Raw genomic sequence first — 16,853 nt, forward strand, 5'->3', positions numbered from 1 at the left:
TTCCAGTGCTTTTGTAAAGGATGGCGAAGTATACCCGAGCGTCTTCGCGGGGGGATCGCTATAATCGGCGGCTTTTGTTCATGAGTGCGGGGTGAGGGATGCGCGATCGACTGTTGGCTGCGGAGAAAGTAAAGGCCATCGATTGGCGTGACGGCGCGCTTTACCTGCTGGATCAGCGTATTTTGCCGTTCGAGGAAACCTGGATTGCCTACACCAGCGCCGCCGGCGTGGCTGAGGCCATTCGCTCGATGGTGGTGCGTGGCGCGCCGGCCATCGGCATCAGTGCGGCTTATGGCATTGTGCTGGCGGCCCGTGCCCGGGTGGCCGAGGGCGGTGACTGGTACGCGGCGCTGGAGGAGGATTTCGCGCTGCTGGCCGATTCCCGCCCGACGGCGGTCAATCTGTTCTGGGCGCTCAATCGCATGCACGATCGACTGGATCGCCTGAAGGACAATGCCGATCCGCTGGCGGCGCTGGAAGCCGAGGCCATCGCCATTCATGAAAGTGATCGCGAAGCCAACCTGACCATGGCTCAGCTCGGCGTCGACCTGATCCGCAAACATCAGGGCAATGCCCAGGCGATTCTCACCCACTGCAATACCGGCGCCCTGGCCACTGGCGGTTTCGGTACCGCGCTGGGAGTGATTCGTGCGGCGTACCTGGAAGGCATGGTCGAGCGGGTTTATGCCGATGAAACCCGGCCATGGCTGCAGGGCTCGCGCCTGACCGCGTGGGAGTTGGCGAACGAAGGCATCCCGGTAACGCTCAATGCCGATTCGGCTGCTGCGCACATCATGAAAACCAAGGGCGTGACCTGGGTGATCGTCGGCGCTGACCGCATCACCGCCAATGGCGACGTGGCGAACAAGATCGGCACCTATCAACTGGCGGTCAACGCCATGCACCACGGCGTGCGTTTCATGGTGGTGGCGCCGAGTTCGACCATCGACATGCATCTGGCCAGTGGCGACGACATCCCGATCGAGGAGCGTGACGGCGCCGAGCTGCTGGAAGTCGGTGGCAAGCGCGTGGGAGCGGACGTCGAGGCGTTCAACCCGGTGTTCGACGTGACGCCGGCGGATCTGATCGATGCGATCGTTACCGAGAAGGGCATCGTCGAGCGACCGGATACGGCGAAGATGGCTCAGTTGATGTGCCGCAAGCGCCTGCATTGATGGCCTGTGGCGTCTGAAAGGACGCCATCGCCAGCAGGCTGGCTCCTACATTGATTGGTGTCGAACGCAAACCCTGTAGGAGTGAGCCTGCTCGCGATGGGGCCATCAAAGTCAATAAACATCTCCAAATCAAGCCCCAAATCTGCATTCAAAGAAGCTCTGAGCCTCTCTCGTCCCCTTTACGCCTGTCATCGGTCAACTAACTATGATCCATGCGCATCTGGGGGATAGGTGCGTGGCGGCTCTTGTGATAACATCCGGCGTTTTCCGAGGCAGCTTCACGGAGCTGTCTTTACTGCGCAAATCCACGGTCCGAATTGTTGATTTGTCGTAAGTCGGCGCATGGCACTCAGCCTGCCCCGACGAGCTTCGTACATCCCATATGGATATGACGAAGTTTCACCAGAAAAAGGAATCAGGCTTCTCATGGGCGAACTGGCCAAAGAAATCCTCCCGGTCAATATCGAAGACGAGCTGAAACAGTCCTATCTCGACTACGCGATGAGCGTAATCGTCGGCCGTGCACTGCCGGATGCGCGCGATGGCCTCAAGCCCGTGCACCGTCGCGTACTGTTCGCGATGAGCGAGCTGGGCAACGACTTCAACAAGCCGTACAAGAAATCTGCCCGTGTTGTCGGTGACGTAATCGGTAAGTATCACCCGCACGGTGATACCGCGGTGTACGACACCATCGTCCGCATGGCTCAGCCTTTCTCCCTGCGCTACCTGCTGGTTGACGGTCAGGGCAACTTCGGTTCGGTCGACGGCGACAACGCCGCGGCCATGCGATACACCGAAGTGCGCATGACCAAGCTGGCGCACGAGCTGCTGGCCGACCTGCACAAGGAAACCGTGGACTGGGTGCCGAACTACGACGGCACCGAAATGATCCCGGCGGTGATGCCGACGCGCATCCCCAACTTGCTGGTCAACGGCTCCAGCGGTATCGCCGTGGGCATGGCGACCAACATTCCGCCGCACAACCTCGGTGAAGTCATCGACGGTTGCCTGGCCCTTATCGACAACCCTGAGCTGACCGTCGATGAGCTGATGCAGTACATCCCCGGTCCGGACTTCCCGACTGCCGCGATCATCAACGGTCGCGCCGGCATCATCGAAGCCTATCGCACCGGTCGCGGCCGCATTTACATGCGTGCCCGCTCGATCATCGAAGACATCGACAAGGTCGGTGGCCGTCAGCAGATCGTCATTACCGAACTCCCTTACCAGCTGAACAAGGCGCGTCTGATCGAGAAGATCGCCGAACTGGTAAAAGAGAAGAAACTCGAAGGCATCACCGAGCTGCGCGACGAGTCCGACAAGGACGGTATGCGCGTCGTGATCGAACTGCGTCGCGGCGAAGTGCCTGAGGTGATCCTCAACAACCTTTACGCCCAGACCCAGCTGCAATCGGTATTCGGCATCAACATCGTCGCGCTGATCGACGGTCGTCCACGTATCCTGAACCTCAAGGATCTGCTGGAAGCCTTCGTCCGTCACCGTCGCGAAGTCGTCACCCGTCGTACCGTGTTCGAGCTGCGCAAGGCCCGCGAGCGTGGTCACATCCTCGAAGGTCAGGCCGTTGCCCTGTCGAACATCGACCCGGTGATCGCCCTGATCAAGGCGTCGCCGACCCCGTCGGAAGCCAAGGAAGCGCTGGTCAGCACGCCTTGGGAGTCCTCGGCGGTGGTGGCGATGGTGGAGCGTGCCGGTGCCGATTCGTGCCGTCCGGAAAACCTCGACCCGCAATACGGTCTGCGCGAAGGCAAGTACTTCCTGTCGCCAGAACAGGCGCAAGCCATTCTGGAACTGCGTCTGCACCGCCTGACCGGTCTGGAGCACGAGAAGCTGCTGGCCGAGTATCAAGAGATCCTTAACCAGATCGGCGAGCTGATCCGCATCCTCAACAGCGCCGTGCGCCTGATGGAAGTGATCCGCGAAGAGCTGGAAGTGATCCGTGCCGAATACGGCGACGTGCGTCGCACCGAGATTCTCGATGCGCGCCTCGATCTGACCCTGGGTGACATGATTCCGGAAGAAGAGCGCGTCGTGACCATCTCCCACGGTGGCTACGCCAAGACCCAGCCGCTGGCTGCGTACCAGGCTCAGCGTCGTGGCGGTAAAGGCAAATCGGCGACCGGCGTCAAGGATGAGGACTACATCGCTCACCTGCTGGTCGCCAACAGCCACACCACGCTGCTGCTGTTCTCCAGCAAGGGCAAGGTGTACTGGCTGAAGACTTACGAAATTCCGGAAGCGTCCCGCGCCGCCCGTGGTCGTCCGCTGGTCAACCTGCTGCCGCTGGATGACGGTGAATACATCACCACCATGCTGCCGGTCGAGGAATACACCGAAGGTCACTTCATCTTCATGGCGACCGCCAACGGCACCGTCAAGAAGACCCCGCTGGAATCCTTCAGCCGTCAGCGCAGCGTCGGTCTGATCGCGCTGGAGCTGGACGAAGGCGACGTGCTGATCTCCGCGGCCATCACCGATGGCGAGCGCGAAGTGATGCTGTTCTCCGACGGCGGCAAAGTGACGCGCTTCAAAGAGTCCGATGTACGTGCCATGGGCCGAACCGCCCGCGGTGTGCGCGGCATGCGTCTGCCGGAAGGGCAGAAGCTGATTTCGATGCTGATCCCGGAAGAAGGCAGCCAGATCCTCACCGCTTCCGAGCGTGGTTATGGCAAGCGCACCGCGATCACCGAGTTCCCTGAGTACAAGCGTGGCGGCCAGGGCGTGATCGCCATGGTCAGCAACGAGCGTAACGGCCGTCTGGTCGGTGCGGTGCAGGTGCTCGATGGCGAAGAAATCATGCTGATCTCCGATCAGGGCACTCTGGTGCGTACCCGTGTCGACGAAGTGTCGAGCCTGGGTCGTAACACCCAGGGCGTGACCCTGATCAAACTGGCCAAGGATGAAACCCTGGTCGGTCTGGAGCGGGTTCAGGAGCCATCGGAAGTCGAAGGCGAAGAGCTGGAAGGTGAAGAGGGTGCCGTGTTCGAGGGGGATGTCGTGATCGACGACGTTGCCGAGGACCAGCAACTCGATGCCGCAGCTGACGAAGAGCCGCAGGAATAAGCGGACAAGCGAGGGGGCGGATGAAAATTCGCCCCCTTGTTATTTGTCCGGTATGAAACATCGACATCATGGAGATCCCCTGTGGGAGCGAGCCTGCTCGCGAATACAGACGCTGCGGTACCTCTGACGCACCGCGGTGATGCATTCGCGAGCAGGCTCGCTCCCACAGGGCTGTGTTGATCGGTAGTGTGATTTATTGCGTGATACCACCAAATCAGAGCGAGATTGGATGTGAGCAAGCGAGCCTATAACTTCTGTGCCGGTCCTGCGGCGCTTCCTGAAGCTGTACTGCAACGTGCCCAGGGTGAACTCCTTGATTGGCACGGCAAGGGGCTGTCGGTCATGGAAATGAGCCATCGCAGTGATGAGTTCGTGTCCATTGCCACCCAGGCCGAGCAGGACCTGCGTGACCTGCTGAATATCCCGTCGAACTATAAAGTGCTGTTTCTGCAAGGTGGCGCCAGCCAGCAGTTTGCGCAGATCCCGCTGAATCTGTTGCCGGAAAACGGCAGCGCCGACTATATCGACACCGGTATCTGGTCGCAGAAAGCCATCGAAGAAGCCTCGCGCTACGGCCACGTCAACGTTGCCGCCACCGCCAAGCCTTATGACTATTTCGCCATTCCGGGCCAGAACGAGTGGAGCCTGTCGAAAGACGCCGCTTACGTTCACTACGCGCCGAACGAAACCATCGGTGGTCTGGAATTCCAGTGGATCCCGGAAACCGGCGACGTACCGCTGGTGGCCGACATGTCGTCGGACATTCTCTCGCGTCCGGTCGATATCTCGCGATTCGGCATGATCTACGCCGGCGCGCAGAAGAACATCGGCCCGAGCGGCATCGTCGTCAACATCATCCGCGAAGACCTGCTGGGCAAGGCGCGTTCGCTGTGCCCGACCATGCTCAACTACAAGGTCGCGGCCGATAACGGCTCGATGTACAACACCCCGCCGACCCTGGCCTGGTACCTGTCCGGCCTGGTATTCCAGTGGCTGAAGGAGCAGGGCGGCGTCGAAGCGATCGCCAAACTCAATGACGTCAAGCAGCGCACGCTGTACGACTTCATCGATGCCAGCGGTCTCTACAGCAACCCGATCAACAAGTCGGATCGCTCGTGGATGAACGTGCCGTTCCGTCTGGCTGACGATCGTCTGGACAAGCCGTTCCTGGCCGGTGCCGACGCGCGCGGCTTGCTCAACCTCAAGGGCCACCGCTCCGTGGGCGGTATGCGCGCCTCCATCTACAACGCCGTCGACATCACCGCCGTCAATGCGCTGGTGGCGTACATGGCTGAATTCGAGAAGGAACACGGCTGATGTCCGAGCAAGAACTCAAGGCACTGCGCGTTCGCATCGATGCTCTGGACAGCAAGGTCCTCGAGCTGATCAGCGAGCGTGCCCGCTGCGCCCAGGAAGTCGCGCGAGTAAAGATGGCCTCGCTGGCCGAAGGCGAAGTGCCGGTGTTCTATCGTCCCGAGCGTGAAGCTCAGGTGCTCAAGCGCGTGATGGAGCGCAATCAGGGGCCGCTGGGTAACGAAGAGATGGCGCGGTTGTTCCGCGAAATCATGTCTTCGTGCCTGGCGCTCGAGCAGCCGCTGAAAGTGGCTTACCTCGGCCCTGAAGGCACCTTTACCCAAGCGGCGGCCATGAAGCACTTCGGTCACGCGGTGATCAGCAAGCCGATGGCGGCGATCGACGAAGTGTTCCGTGAAGTGGCGGCGGGGGCGGTGAACTTTGGCGTGGTGCCGGTGGAAAACTCCACCGAAGGCGCGGTCAACCACACCCTCGACAGCTTCCTTGAACACGACATGGTGATCTGCGGCGAAGTCGAGCTGCGCATTCACCATCATTTGCTGGTCGGTGAAAACACCAAGACTGACAGCATCAGTCGCATCTACTCCCATGCGCAATCGCTGGCCCAGTGTCGCAAGTGGCTGGACGCGCATTACCCGAATGTCGAGCGCGTGGCAGTATCGAGCAACGCCGAAGCGGCCAAGCGGGTCAAGGGTGAGTGGAACTCGGCGGCGATTGCCGGCGACATGGCGGCAGGCCTGTATGGCCTGACCCGTCTGGCCGAGAAGATCGAAGACCGTCCGGACAACTCGACGCGCTTCCTGATGATCGGTAACCAGGAAGTGCCGCCGACCGGCGACGACAAGACCTCGATCATCGTCTCGATGAGCAACAAGCCCGGTGCGCTGCATGAGCTGCTGGTGCCGTTCCATGACAACGGGATTGACCTGACCCGGATCGAAACCCGTCCGTCGCGCAGCGGCAAATGGACTTACGTGTTCTTCATCGACTTCGTCGGCCACCACCGTGATCCGTTGATCAAGGGCGTGCTGGAAAAGATCAGTCAGGAAGCAGTAGCACTCAAAGTGCTGGGTTCCTACCCGAAAGCAGTTCTCTAAGGGCGGTAGCAAATGAGTGGCAACTTCCTCGCTCTGGCACAGCCGGGCGTGCAACAACTTTCGCCGTACGTTCCGGGCAAGCCTGTGGACGAACTGGCGCGCGAGCTGGATCTGGATCCGGCGAAAATCGTCAAACTGGCGAGCAATGAAAACCCGTTGGGCGCCAGCCCGAAAGCGCTGGCAGCGATTCGCGAAGAGCTGGCCGAGCTGACCCGTTATCCGGACGGCAACGGCTTTGCGCTGAAATCGCTGCTGGCCGAGCAGTGCCGTGTCGAGCTGAATCAGGTGACCCTGGGCAACGGCTCCAACGACATTCTTGAGCTGGTAGCGCGCGCCTATCTGGCGCCGGGCCTCAACGCCGTGTTCAGTGAGCATGCGTTTGCGGTGTATCCGATTGCCACTCAGGCGGTCGGCGCGCAGGCCAAAGTGGTTCCGGCCAAGGATTGGGGGCATGACCTGCCTGCGATGCTCGCGGCCATCGACGCCAACACTCGCGTGGTATTCATTGCCAATCCAAACAACCCGACCGGCACCTGGTTCGGCGCCGAAGCGCTGGACGAGTTCCTGCAGGACGTGCCGGAGCACGTGCTGGTGGTGCTGGACGAGGCGTACATCGAATACGCCGAAGGCAGCGATCTGCCAGACGGTCTGGACTTCCTCGCGGCGTACCCGAATCTGCTGGTATCGCGCACGTTCTCCAAGGCCTACGGTCTGGCGGCGCTGCGCGTAGGTTATGGCCTGTCCACTGCGGTGGTGGCGGACGTGCTGAACCGCGTGCGCCAGCCGTTCAACGTCAACAGTCTGGCCCTGGCCGCGGCCTGTGCGGCGTTGAAGGACGAGGAGTATCTGGCGCAAAGCCGTCAGCTCAACGAATCCGGCATGCAGCAGTTGCAGGATGGTTTCCGTGAGTTGGGTCTGAGCTGGATCGAGTCCAAAGGCAACTTTATTTGTGTCGACCTCGGTCAGGTGGCAGCGCCGATTTTCCAGGGCCTGCTGCGTGAAGGCGTGATCGTGCGTCCGGTGGCCAATTACGGCATGCCGAACCACCTGCGGGTGACCATCGGTCTGCCGGCGGAAAACAGCCGCTTCCTCGAAGCGCTGCGTAAGGTTCTGGCTCGTGGGTGATGTCACTGCTCTGCAATCTGCTGCACCTATGATCGGTCGCCTTGTGGTCGTCGGTCTGGGATTGATCGGTGGTTCGTTTGCCAAAGGTTTGCGTGAAAGCGGTATCTGCCGTGAGGTGGTCGGGGTCGATCTCGACCCGCAATCGCGCAAGCTGGCGGTCGAGTTGGGCGTGGTGGATCGTTGCGAGGATGACCTGATCTCAGCGTGTCAGGGCGCCGACGTGATTCAACTGGCGGTGCCGATTCTGGCCATGGAGAAGGTGCTGGCCCGTCTGGCGAGCGTCGATCTGGGTCAGGCGATTCTGACCGATGTCGGCAGCGCCAAGGGCAATGTGGTGCGCGCGGCGACCGAGGCGTTCGGCGGCATGCCGGCGCGTTTCGTCCCGGGGCATCCGATTGCCGGTTCCGAGCAGAGTGGGGTTGAAGCTTCCAATGCCGAGCTGTTCCGTCGGCACAAAGTGATTCTGACGCCGCTCGAGCAAACCGACCCGGCCGCACTGGCGGTGGTCGATCGCTTGTGGCGCGAACTGGGTGCCGACGTCGAGCACATGCAGGTCGAGCGCCACGATGAAGTGTTGGCCGCGACCAGTCATCTGCCGCACCTGCTGGCCTTCGGTCTGGTCGACTCGTTGGCCAAACGCAATGAAAACCTTGAGATCTTCCGTTACGCTGCGGGCGGTTTCCGCGATTTCACAAGAATCGCCGGAAGCGACCCGGTGATGTGGCACGACATCTTCCTCGCCAACCGCGAGGCTGTCCTGCGCACACTCGATACATTTCGCAGCGACCTCGACGCCTTGCGCGACGCGGTCGATGCAGGGGATGGGCACCAATTGTTGGGCGTCTTCACGCGCGCCCGGGTTGCCCGCGAGCATTTCAGTAAAATCCTGGCCCGCAGGGCCTATGTGGACGCTATGAATTCCAACGATCTGATTTTCCTGGCTCAACCTGGTGGCCGCCTGTCCGGTCGGATTCGCGTACCAGGTGACAAATCGATTTCCCACCGTTCGATCATGCTCGGCTCGCTGGCCGAAGGCGTGACCGAGGTTGAAGGGTTCCTCGAGGGCGAAGATGCCCTGGCGACCTTGCAGGCTTTTCGCGACATGGGCGTGGTCATCGAAGGCCCGCACCACGGTCGCGTGACCATTCACGGTGTCGGCCTGCATGGCTTGAAGCCGGCACCGGGTCCGATCTATCTGGGCAACTCCGGCACTTCGATGCGTCTGTTGTCCGGCCTGCTGGCGGCGCAGAACTTCGACAGCACCCTGACCGGTGATGCGTCGCTGTCCAAGCGTCCGATGAATCGCGTGGCCAATCCGCTGCGTGAAATGGGCGCCGTGATCGAAACCGCTGCCGAAGGTCGTCCGCCGATGACCATTCGTGGCGGTCACAAGCTCAAGGGGCTGACCTACACCATGCCGATGGCCAGTGCTCAGGTGAAGTCCTGTCTGCTGCTGGCGGGTCTGTACGCCGAAGGCAAGACCACCGTCACTGAACCGGCGCCGACCCGCGACCACACCGAGCGCATGCTGCGTGGTTTCGGCTATCCGGTAAGCGTCGATGGCGCCACGGCGTCGGTCGAATCCGGCGGCAAGCTGACCGCGACCCACATCGAAGTGCCGGGCGACATCTCGTCGTCGGCGTTCTTCCTGGTGGCGGCCTCGATCGCCGAAGGCTCCGAGCTGGTGCTGGAACACGTCGGCATCAACCCGACCCGTACCGGTGTGATCGACATCCTGCGCCTGATGGGCGCTGATATCACCCTGGAAAACCAACGTGAAGTCGGCGGCGAACCTGTAGCTGACCTGCGCGTGCGAGCGGCTAAACTGAAAGGTATCGAGATTCCGGAAGCGCTGGTACCACTGGCCATCGACGAATTCCCGGTGCTGTTCGTGGCGGCGGCCTGCGCCGAAGGCCGTACCGTGCTGACCGGTGCCGAAGAGCTGCGCGTCAAGGAATCGGATCGTATTCAAGTCATGGCGGACGGCTTGCTGGCGCTGGGCGTCAAGTGCCAGCCGACCCCGGACGGCATCATCATTGATGGCGGCCAGATCGGTGGTGGCGAAGTGCATGGTCATGGTGATCACCGTATCGCCATGGCTTTCAGCGTCGCTTCGCTGCGCGCCACTGCCCCGATCCGCATCCATGATTGCGCCAACGTCGCGACGTCGTTCCCGAACTTCCTCGCGCTGTGCGCGCAGGTCGGCATTCGTGTGGCTCAAGAGGCTCAGTCGTGAAAAACATTGCACCGGTCATAACCATCGATGGGCCAAGCGGTTCGGGCAAAGGCACGGTCGCCGGGATTCTGGCCAAGCGTCTGGGCTGGAACCTGCTGGATTCCGGTGCGCTTTATCGCCTGCTGGCGTTCGCTGCGCACAATCATGGTGTCGACCTGACCAATGAAGAGCTGCTGAAGAAACTGGCCGCTCATCTGGATGTGCAGTTCATCGCGGCGACCGACGGTCAGCTGCAGCGCATCATTCTGGAAGGTGATGAAGTCAGCGATGTCATCCGCACTGAAAGCGTCGGTTCCGGTGCTTCTCAGGTGGCTGCATTGCCGGCAGTCCGCGAGGCGCTGCTGCAGCGCCAGCGTGCTTTTCAGGAGGTGCCGGGCCTGGTGGCCGATGGTCGCGACATGGGCACAGTGGTTTTTCCTGATGCACCGTTGAAGATTTTCCTCACCGCCAGTGCCGAGGAACGGGCGCGCCGCCGATATTTGCAGTTGAAGGGCAAAGTCGAGGGTGTTAGTCTGTCGAGTCTGCTAGATGAGATCCGTGCACGCGACGAGCGTGATACCCAGCGCGCAGTAGCCCCGCTCAAACCGGCGGCAGACGCGATACAGCTGGATTCCACGGAGTTGTCCATCGATCAGGTGCTTGAACGCATCATGAGCGAGATCGCCATTCGCGATATCGCCGGGTGACCAAGAAGGCCGCAGGGGACCAGTCATAGTCCTGCAGCGCTTCTTTTAAATGAAACTAACCCACGCCGTCTGGGGTGTGGAGATGGGCGTATTCTTCGCCCTCATCTACAGGAATTAAAATGAGCGAAAGCTTTGCGGAACTCTTTGAAGAAAGCCTAAAGACCCTGAACCTTCAGGCAGGCTCCATCATCACCGGTGTTATCGTTGATATCGATTACCAGGCTCGCTGGGTAACCGTTCACGCTGGTCTGAAGTCTGAAGCACTCATCCCGCTGGAACAGTTCTACAACGATGCTGGTGACCTGACTATCAATGTCGGTGACGAAGTTCACGTTGCTCTGGATTCGGTTGAAGACGGTTTCGGTGAAACCAAGCTGTCCCGTGAAAAAGCCAAGCGCGCTGAATGCTGGATCGTTCTGGAAGCAGCCTTCGCAGCTGAGGAAGTGGTCAAGGGCGTTATCAACGGTAAGGTTAAAGGCGGCTTCACTGTCGACGTTAACGGCATCCGTGCGTTCCTGCCAGGTTCCCTGGTTGACGTCCGTCCAGTGCGCGACACCACGCACCTGGAAGGCAAAGAGCTGGAATTCAAGGTCATCAAGCTGGACCAGAAGCGCAACAACGTTGTCGTTTCCCGTCGCAGCGTCCTGGAAGCCGAGAACTCCGCCGAGCGTGAAGCTCTGCTGGAATCCCTGCAGGAAGGCCAGCAAGTCAAAGGTATCGTCAAAAACCTCACCGATTACGGCGCATTCGTCGATCTGGGTGGCGTGGACGGCCTGCTGCACATCACCGACATGGCCTGGAAGCGCATCAAGCATCCTTCCGAGATCGTCAACGTTGGTGACGAAATCGACGTCAAGGTTCTGAAATACGATCGCGAACGCAACCGTGTTTCCCTGGGCCTGAAGCAACTGGGCGAAGATCCATGGGTTGCTATCAAAGCCCGTTACCCAGAAAGCACTCGCGTTACCGCTCGTGTAACCAACCTGACCGACTACGGCTGCTTCGCTGAGCTGGAAGAAGGCGTTGAAGGTCTGGTACACGTTTCGGAAATGGACTGGACCAACAAGAACATCCACCCTTCGAAAGTCGTACAAGTCGGCGACGAAGTGGAAGTCATGGTTCTGGACATCGACGAAGAGCGTCGTCGTATCTCCCTGGGCATCAAGCAGTGCAAGTCGAACCCATGGGAAGACTTCTCTGGCCAGTTCAACAAGGGCGACAAGATCTCCGGCACCATCAAGTCGATCACCGATTTCGGTATCTTCATTGGTCTGGACGGCGGCATCGACGGTCTGGTTCACCTGTCCGACATCTCCTGGAACGAAGTGGGCGAAGAAGCCGTACGTCGTTTCAAGAAGGGCGACGAGCTGGATACCGTCATCCTGTCGGTTGACCCAGAGCGCGAGCGCATCTCCCTGGGCATCAAGCAACTGGAAAGCGATCCGTTCTCCGAGTACGTCTCGGTTAACGACAAAGGCGCTATCGTTACTGGCACCGTGAAAGAAGTTGACGCCAAAGGCGCCATCATCGTTCTGGCTGACGACATCGAAGCGACCCTGAAAGCCTCCGAAATCAGCCGTGACCGCGTTGAAGACGCGCGCAACGTTCTGAAAGAAGGCCAGGAAGTTGAAGCCAAGATCATCAGCGTTGATCGCAAGAGCCGCGTAATCCAGCTCTCGATCAAGTCGAAAGACGATGCTGAAGAGAAAGAAGCTATCCAGAGCCTGAAATCGGCTCCGGCAGCTGAAGGCGAAGCAGACACCACTATGGCTGCACTGCTGCGTCAAGCAATGGCCAAACAGAACTAAGTTCTGCTTGATCATGAAAAAGGGCGACTTCGGTCGCCCTTTTTTGTGCCTGCGATTTGGTGGAGAAGGGTGCTTGGGCTGCATCGGGTTTGTCGTGAAACCAATCCTCCTGCCTGGTTGTCTGTTTCTTTAATCGGATCAATCGCCTATTCGCGACTAAGCTGGGTATTAGTCGTGTAGTAGTCGGGCATTGCCTGGCATAAGGAAGTGGATGAACAGATTTATTGTCTTGATGGCGTTGTTGGTATTGGCTGGCTGTACCACGAGTGCCAAGACTCATGCTGTGCGAGGTGTCAGCGGTATAGAAATTGACTGCTCTGGTCTGGGGTCAGGGTGGGAAAAATGTCAAAGGCGCGCGGCGAAGGAGTGCAAGGGGGCGAGTTACAGGGTGATCACCCGATCTGATCAGGCGAAGGATGAAGATGAATATCCGTTTGGCTTCAATCCCGCAGGCTACGTCACTCGAACCATGCTCGTGATGTGCCGTTGAGTGTGCGCTGCTTCCGCTTGTGCTTTTGTGCACTGAAAACAGGCGTTTCGGCGCCAAGGAAGATATGTCAATCCCTGGGCTGTTCAAATTCTTCCGGGCGTGCTAAAACCTTTCAAGCGCTGATCTAGCTGCTTGAAAAAGAAGGGAAAAATATGACGAAGTCGGAGTTGATCGAACGAATTGTCACCCATCAAGGGCTACTCTCATCCAAGGATGTGGAGCTGGCCATCAAGACCATGCTTGAACAAATGTCCCAGTGCCTGGCTACCGGTGATCGCATCGAGATCCGTGGGTTTGGCAGCTTTTCTCTGCACTATCGTGCGCCGCGCGTCGGTCGCAATCCGAAGACTGGTCAGTCGGTCAGTCTGGACGGCAAGTTCGTTCCGCATTTCAAGCCGGGCAAGGAATTGCGTGACCGGGTGAATGAGGAAGAGGAGGAGGGGGTTTGACAGTCGCTATTTTTCAAGGAGTTACTCATGCGTAACCTCAAGCGCATACTTCTTGGCGTGTTTATTCTTTTGCTTGTATTGGCAATTCTCGCATTCTTGCTTGAGAACCAACAGTCAGTGTCGTTGTTGTTCTTGGGATGGGCGGGTCCTCAACTCCCAGTGTCTCTGCTTGTAGTGCTGGCATTGCTGATCGGTATGCTTGTCGGCCCGGTATTTGGCTGGTTTCTGGGGCGCTCGTCCAGAGCAGCACGCAAGCATCTTGTCTGAAACGACAGTTGCATGGCGTCTGTCGAAATTGCGCCTCTACCTGCCTATATCCATTAGTAAAAGATTGATTAAGCTGTAAAATGCGTCCCTTGTTCGATAGTGGCTTTTACCAACATCGATTCAGACTGACTCTGACAGAAGCTTCAGGTTTGATGGCTTCTGCATTCATGGATTGACAGTGCTCGCTGGGGTCACTGTCCGCAGCTCAAGGGTATGGTTTCGCGTGAAAATTCTAGTTACCGGCGGCGCCGGGTTCATTGGCTCGGCAGTCATCCGTCACATCATTTCCAATACCAGCGACGCGGTGATCAACGTCGACAAGCTGACGTATGCCGGTAACCTCGAGTCGCTGGCGGAAGTCAGCGGAGATTCGCGCTACGTGTTCGAGCGCGTCGACATTTGTGATCGTGATCAGATCGATCGTGTTCTGCGTGAACACCAACCAGATGCCATCATGCATCTGGCCGCAGAATCTCACGTCGATCGCTCGATTACCGGTCCATCCGAGTTCATTCAGACCAACATCATCGGTACTTACACTCTGCTGGAAGCTGCCCGTCACTACTGGGCGGCGCTGGATGATGCGCGTAAAGCCAACTTCCGCTTCCATCATATTTCGACTGACGAAGTTTACGGGGATCTCGAAGGTCCTGAGGACCTCTTCACCGAAACTACGCCGTATCAGCCAAGCTCGCCTTACTCGGCCAGCAAGGCCAGCTCCGATCACCTTGTTCGCGCCTGGGCTCGCACTTATGGCCTACCGACGTTGGTTACCAACTGCTCGAACAACTACGGCCCTTGCCATTTTCCCGAGAAATTAATCCCGTTGATCATTCTCAACGCGCTGGAAGGCAAGCCGTTGCCGGTTTATGGCAAAGGCAATCAGGTTCGCGACTGGTTGTATGTCGAAGACCACGCCCGTGCACTTTATAAAGTTGTGACCGAAGGTGTTATTGGTGAGACCTACAACATTGGTGGCCATAACGAAAAGCAGAACATTGAAGTTGTGAACACACTTTGCGCACTCCTCGATGAACTGCGTCCAGACTCTGCGCATCGTCCGCACGCGAGCCTGATCACTTACGTGCAAGACCGCCCTGGTCACGACCAGCGCTACGCGATCGATGCAAGCAAGATTCAGCGCGAGTTGGGCTGGACTCCAGAAGAAACTTTCGAAACCGGTATCCGCAAGACCGTCGAATGGTATTTGAACAATACTGATTGGGTCGCTCACGTGAAGAGCGGCAGCTACCAGGAGTGGATTGATCACAATTATGCGGATCGCTCGAACAAGGCATGAAAATCCTCCTGCTGGGTAAGAACGGCCAGGTTGGCTGGGAGCTGCAACGCTCTCTGGCTCCGCTTGGCGAGCTGGTTGCACTGGATCGCCATTTGGTTGATGGATTGTGTGGCGATTTGTCGAATCTTGATGGTTTGCGTTCGACGATCCGCCAGATAAAGCCTGATGTCATTGTCAACGCAGCGGCTTACACCGCCGTTGACAAGGCCGAGTCAGAAGTCGAGTTGGCAGAGTGGGTCAATGCTCATGCGAGCGGAGTACTGGCTGAAGAAGCTACTGCCCTTGGCGCCTGGTTGGTTCATTACTCGACCGACTATGTTTTCAGCGGCCAAGGTGTGCTGCCCTGGCAGGAAACGGATAGCGTAGCGCCGGTCAACAAGTATGGTGCAACCAAACTGGCCGGCGAACAGCTCATCACCGCGTCGGGCTGCAAGCACTTGATCTTTCGCACGAGTTGGGTCTATGGCGCCCGAGGCAACAACTTCGCCAAGACTATGTTGCGTCTAGCCACGGATCGCGAAAGCTTGAACGTAATCGCCGATCAGATCGGTGCACCAACCGGTGCAGATCTGATTGCGGACGTTACCGCGTTGGCCATACGTCAAGCCTTTCGGCATCCGGAGTTATCCGGGTTGTATCACCTGGCAGCCAGCGGTGAAGTGTCATGGCACGGCTATGCAAGCCATGTGATCGCCTTTGCCAAAGCCAATGGCGAACAGCTTGCCGTACAGGCCGTGAATCCGATCGATACCACTGCTTATCCGACACCCGCACGTCGCCCGCTGAATTCACGCCTGAATACTCAAAAACTGCGCGACAATTTTTCTCTACACTTGCCGGATTGGCAAAGTGGTGTAACCCGAATGCTTAGGGAAGTTCTGAACAAATGACCACGACAAATCGTAAAGGCATCATTCTCGCTGGTGGCTCGGGCACGCGCCTGCACCCGTTGACCCTTGGCGTCTCGAAGCAGATGTTGCCGATCTACGACAAGCCGATGATCTTTTATCCGTTGTCGGTATTGATGCTTGCCGGCATGCGCGAAATTCTGATCATTTCCACCCCGCAGGACCTTCCCTGTTTCCGTAAATTGCTCGGTGATGGCAGTTTGTACGGCGTCAAACTGACCTATGCCGAGCAACCAAACCCGGATGGTTTGGCACAAGCGTTTATCATCGGTGAAGAGTTCATCGGTTCTGACCCGTGCTGCCTGATTCTGGGCGACAATATTTTTTACGGTCAGCATTTTTCCGACAATCTGCGTTCGGCCAGTTCCCAGCAGCAGGGAGCTACGGTGTTTGGCTATCACGTCTCGGATCCGGAACGTTTTGGCGTTGTCGAGTTCGACAAGACCGGCCGTGCTCTGAGTATCGAAGAGAAGCCTGCAAGGCCGAAGTCAAATTACGCGGTCACCGGCCTGTATTTCTACGACAACGAAGTTGTCAAGATTGCCAAGTCCATCAAGCCGTCGGAGCGTGGCGAGCTGGAAATCACCGATGTCAATCGCGCCTATCTCGAGAAGCAAACACTGAATGTCGAAATGCTCGGTCGCGGCTTCGCGTGGCTGGACACCGGGACACATGATTCGCTGCTGGAAGCCAGTCACTTTGTCCATACCATTGAGCAGCGCCAGGGCCTGAAAGTAGCTTGCCTGGAAGAGATCGCCTTCAACAACGGTTGGATCAGCGCTGAGCAACTCGCGGCTCAAGCCGACGCGTTGAAAAAGACCGGTTATGGCCAGTACCTGCAAAAACTGCTGGATTCGCCTTCCCGCTGATTGCGTGCCTATTCGCGCGATCAGTCGCGTTTAACCGGTAGATGCAGG

Annotated in this window: 14 protein-coding genes; all 14 read left to right on the forward strand. The window is 58.5% G+C overall.

The genetic code is table 11. From position 1 onward, the window contains the following. Positions 1-98: 98 nt before the first annotated feature. The 14 genes from mtnA (at position 99) to rfbA (ending at position 16,805) form a co-directional block, all read left to right on the forward strand. Entirely contained in the window at positions 99-1,175 is a 1,077-nt protein-coding gene (gene mtnA / locus M0814_RS09500) for an S-methyl-5-thioribose-1-phosphate isomerase (protein WP_003226912.1), read from the forward strand. A 426-nt stretch (positions 1,176-1,601) separates the two neighbouring features. Continuing rightward, complete coding sequence (gyrA, locus tag M0814_RS09505) at positions 1,602-4,256, forward strand: DNA gyrase subunit A (RefSeq protein ID WP_103484385.1); 2,655 nt, start codon at positions 1,602-1,604, stop codon at positions 4,254-4,256. Between the two features lie 231 nt (positions 4,257-4,487). Beyond that, positions 4,488-5,573 (forward strand): 3-phosphoserine/phosphohydroxythreonine transaminase, encoded by a 1,086-nt coding sequence (serC, locus tag M0814_RS09510; RefSeq protein WP_103484384.1) that lies wholly within the window; start codon positions 4,488-4,490, stop codon positions 5,571-5,573. Then, a complete protein-coding gene (gene pheA / locus M0814_RS09515) occupies positions 5,573-6,667 on the forward strand; it encodes a prephenate dehydratase (protein WP_003226907.1) in 1,095 nt (364 codons plus the stop codon). The genes serC and pheA overlap by 1 nt, the downstream gene beginning before the upstream one ends. 12 nt (positions 6,668-6,679) lie before the next feature. Beyond that, positions 6,680-7,792, forward strand: coding sequence for a histidinol-phosphate transaminase (hisC, locus tag M0814_RS09520; RefSeq protein ID WP_003226905.1), 1,113 nt, complete (start codon positions 6,680-6,682; stop codon positions 7,790-7,792). Between the two features lie 28 nt (positions 7,793-7,820). After that, positions 7,821-10,028, forward strand: a complete 2,208-nt coding sequence (locus tag M0814_RS09525) for a bifunctional prephenate dehydrogenase/3-phosphoshikimate 1-carboxyvinyltransferase (RefSeq protein WP_247868477.1) — start codon at positions 7,821-7,823, stop codon at positions 10,026-10,028. Then, on the forward strand, positions 10,025-10,714 hold the full coding sequence (gene cmk, locus M0814_RS09530) for a (d)CMP kinase (RefSeq protein ID WP_003226900.1): 690 nt from the start codon (positions 10,025-10,027) through the stop codon (positions 10,712-10,714). Before M0814_RS09525 ends, cmk begins: the two co-directional genes overlap by 4 nt. Positions 10,715-10,833: 119 nt before the next feature. Continuing rightward, complete coding sequence (gene rpsA, locus M0814_RS09535) at positions 10,834-12,522, forward strand: 30S ribosomal protein S1 (RefSeq protein WP_003226898.1); 1,689 nt, start codon at positions 10,834-10,836, stop codon at positions 12,520-12,522. A gap of 211 nt (positions 12,523-12,733) precedes the next feature. Next, the gene (locus M0814_RS09540; protein WP_103484382.1) at positions 12,734-13,012 is read left to right on the forward strand and encodes a hypothetical protein; all 279 of its coding nucleotides are present in this window, start codon (positions 12,734-12,736) and stop codon (positions 13,010-13,012) included. A gap of 152 nt (positions 13,013-13,164) precedes the next feature. Then, positions 13,165-13,461: an integration host factor subunit beta gene (gene ihfB / locus M0814_RS09545; protein ID WP_003189779.1), complete on the forward strand. Its 297-nt coding sequence runs from the start codon at positions 13,165-13,167 to the stop codon at positions 13,459-13,461. Between the two features lie 27 nt (positions 13,462-13,488). Then, positions 13,489-13,728, forward strand: a complete 240-nt coding sequence (locus M0814_RS09550; RefSeq protein WP_103484381.1) for a lipopolysaccharide assembly protein LapA domain-containing protein — start codon at positions 13,489-13,491, stop codon at positions 13,726-13,728. Between the two features lie 223 nt (positions 13,729-13,951). Further along, positions 13,952-15,028 carry a dTDP-glucose 4,6-dehydratase gene (gene rfbB, locus M0814_RS09555; protein ID WP_103484380.1) on the forward strand — a complete coding sequence of 359 codons (1,077 nt, stop codon included), beginning with the start codon at positions 13,952-13,954 and terminating at the stop codon, positions 15,026-15,028. Then, entirely contained in the window at positions 15,025-15,918 is an 894-nt protein-coding gene (rfbD, locus tag M0814_RS09560) for a dTDP-4-dehydrorhamnose reductase (RefSeq protein ID WP_103484379.1), read from the forward strand. The genes rfbB and rfbD overlap by 4 nt, the downstream gene beginning before the upstream one ends. After that, positions 15,915-16,805, forward strand: a complete 891-nt coding sequence (gene rfbA / locus M0814_RS09565) for a glucose-1-phosphate thymidylyltransferase RfbA (protein WP_103484378.1) — start codon at positions 15,915-15,917, stop codon at positions 16,803-16,805. The genes rfbD and rfbA overlap by 4 nt, the downstream gene beginning before the upstream one ends. Positions 16,806-16,853: the final 48 nt, after the last annotated feature.

The sequence above is a fragment of the Pseudomonas sp. MWU12-2020 genome (assembly GCF_023100605.1).
Classification (GTDB): Bacteria; Pseudomonadota; Gammaproteobacteria; order Pseudomonadales; family Pseudomonadaceae; genus Aquipseudomonas; species Aquipseudomonas fluorescens_H.

Excerpts from the sequence above, each read along its gene's own strand:
- M0814_RS09525 (WP_247868477.1), top strand. The coding sequence starts at position 7,821 with ATGATCGGTCGCCTTGTGGTCGTCGGTCTGGGATTGATCGGTGGTTCG.
- M0814_RS09540 (WP_103484382.1), top strand. The coding sequence starts at position 12,734 with ATGAACAGATTTATTGTCTTGATGGCGTTGTTGGTATTGGCTGGCTGT.
- hisC (WP_003226905.1), top strand. The coding sequence starts at position 6,680 with ATGAGTGGCAACTTCCTCGCTCTGGCACAGCCGGGCGTGCAACAACTT.
- rpsA (WP_003226898.1), top strand. The coding sequence starts at position 10,834 with ATGAGCGAAAGCTTTGCGGAACTCTTTGAAGAAAGCCTAAAGACCCTG.
- rfbA (WP_103484378.1), top strand. The coding sequence starts at position 15,915 with ATGACCACGACAAATCGTAAAGGCATCATTCTCGCTGGTGGCTCGGGC.
- pheA (WP_003226907.1), top strand. The coding sequence starts at position 5,573 with ATGTCCGAGCAAGAACTCAAGGCACTGCGCGTTCGCATCGATGCTCTG.
- rfbD (WP_103484379.1), top strand. The coding sequence starts at position 15,025 with ATGAAAATCCTCCTGCTGGGTAAGAACGGCCAGGTTGGCTGGGAGCTG.
- mtnA (WP_003226912.1), top strand. The coding sequence starts at position 99 with ATGCGCGATCGACTGTTGGCTGCGGAGAAAGTAAAGGCCATCGATTGG.
- M0814_RS09550 (WP_103484381.1), top strand. The coding sequence starts at position 13,489 with ATGCGTAACCTCAAGCGCATACTTCTTGGCGTGTTTATTCTTTTGCTT.
- ihfB (WP_003189779.1), top strand. The coding sequence starts at position 13,165 with ATGACGAAGTCGGAGTTGATCGAACGAATTGTCACCCATCAAGGGCTA.
- gyrA (WP_103484385.1), top strand. The coding sequence starts at position 1,602 with ATGGGCGAACTGGCCAAAGAAATCCTCCCGGTCAATATCGAAGACGAG.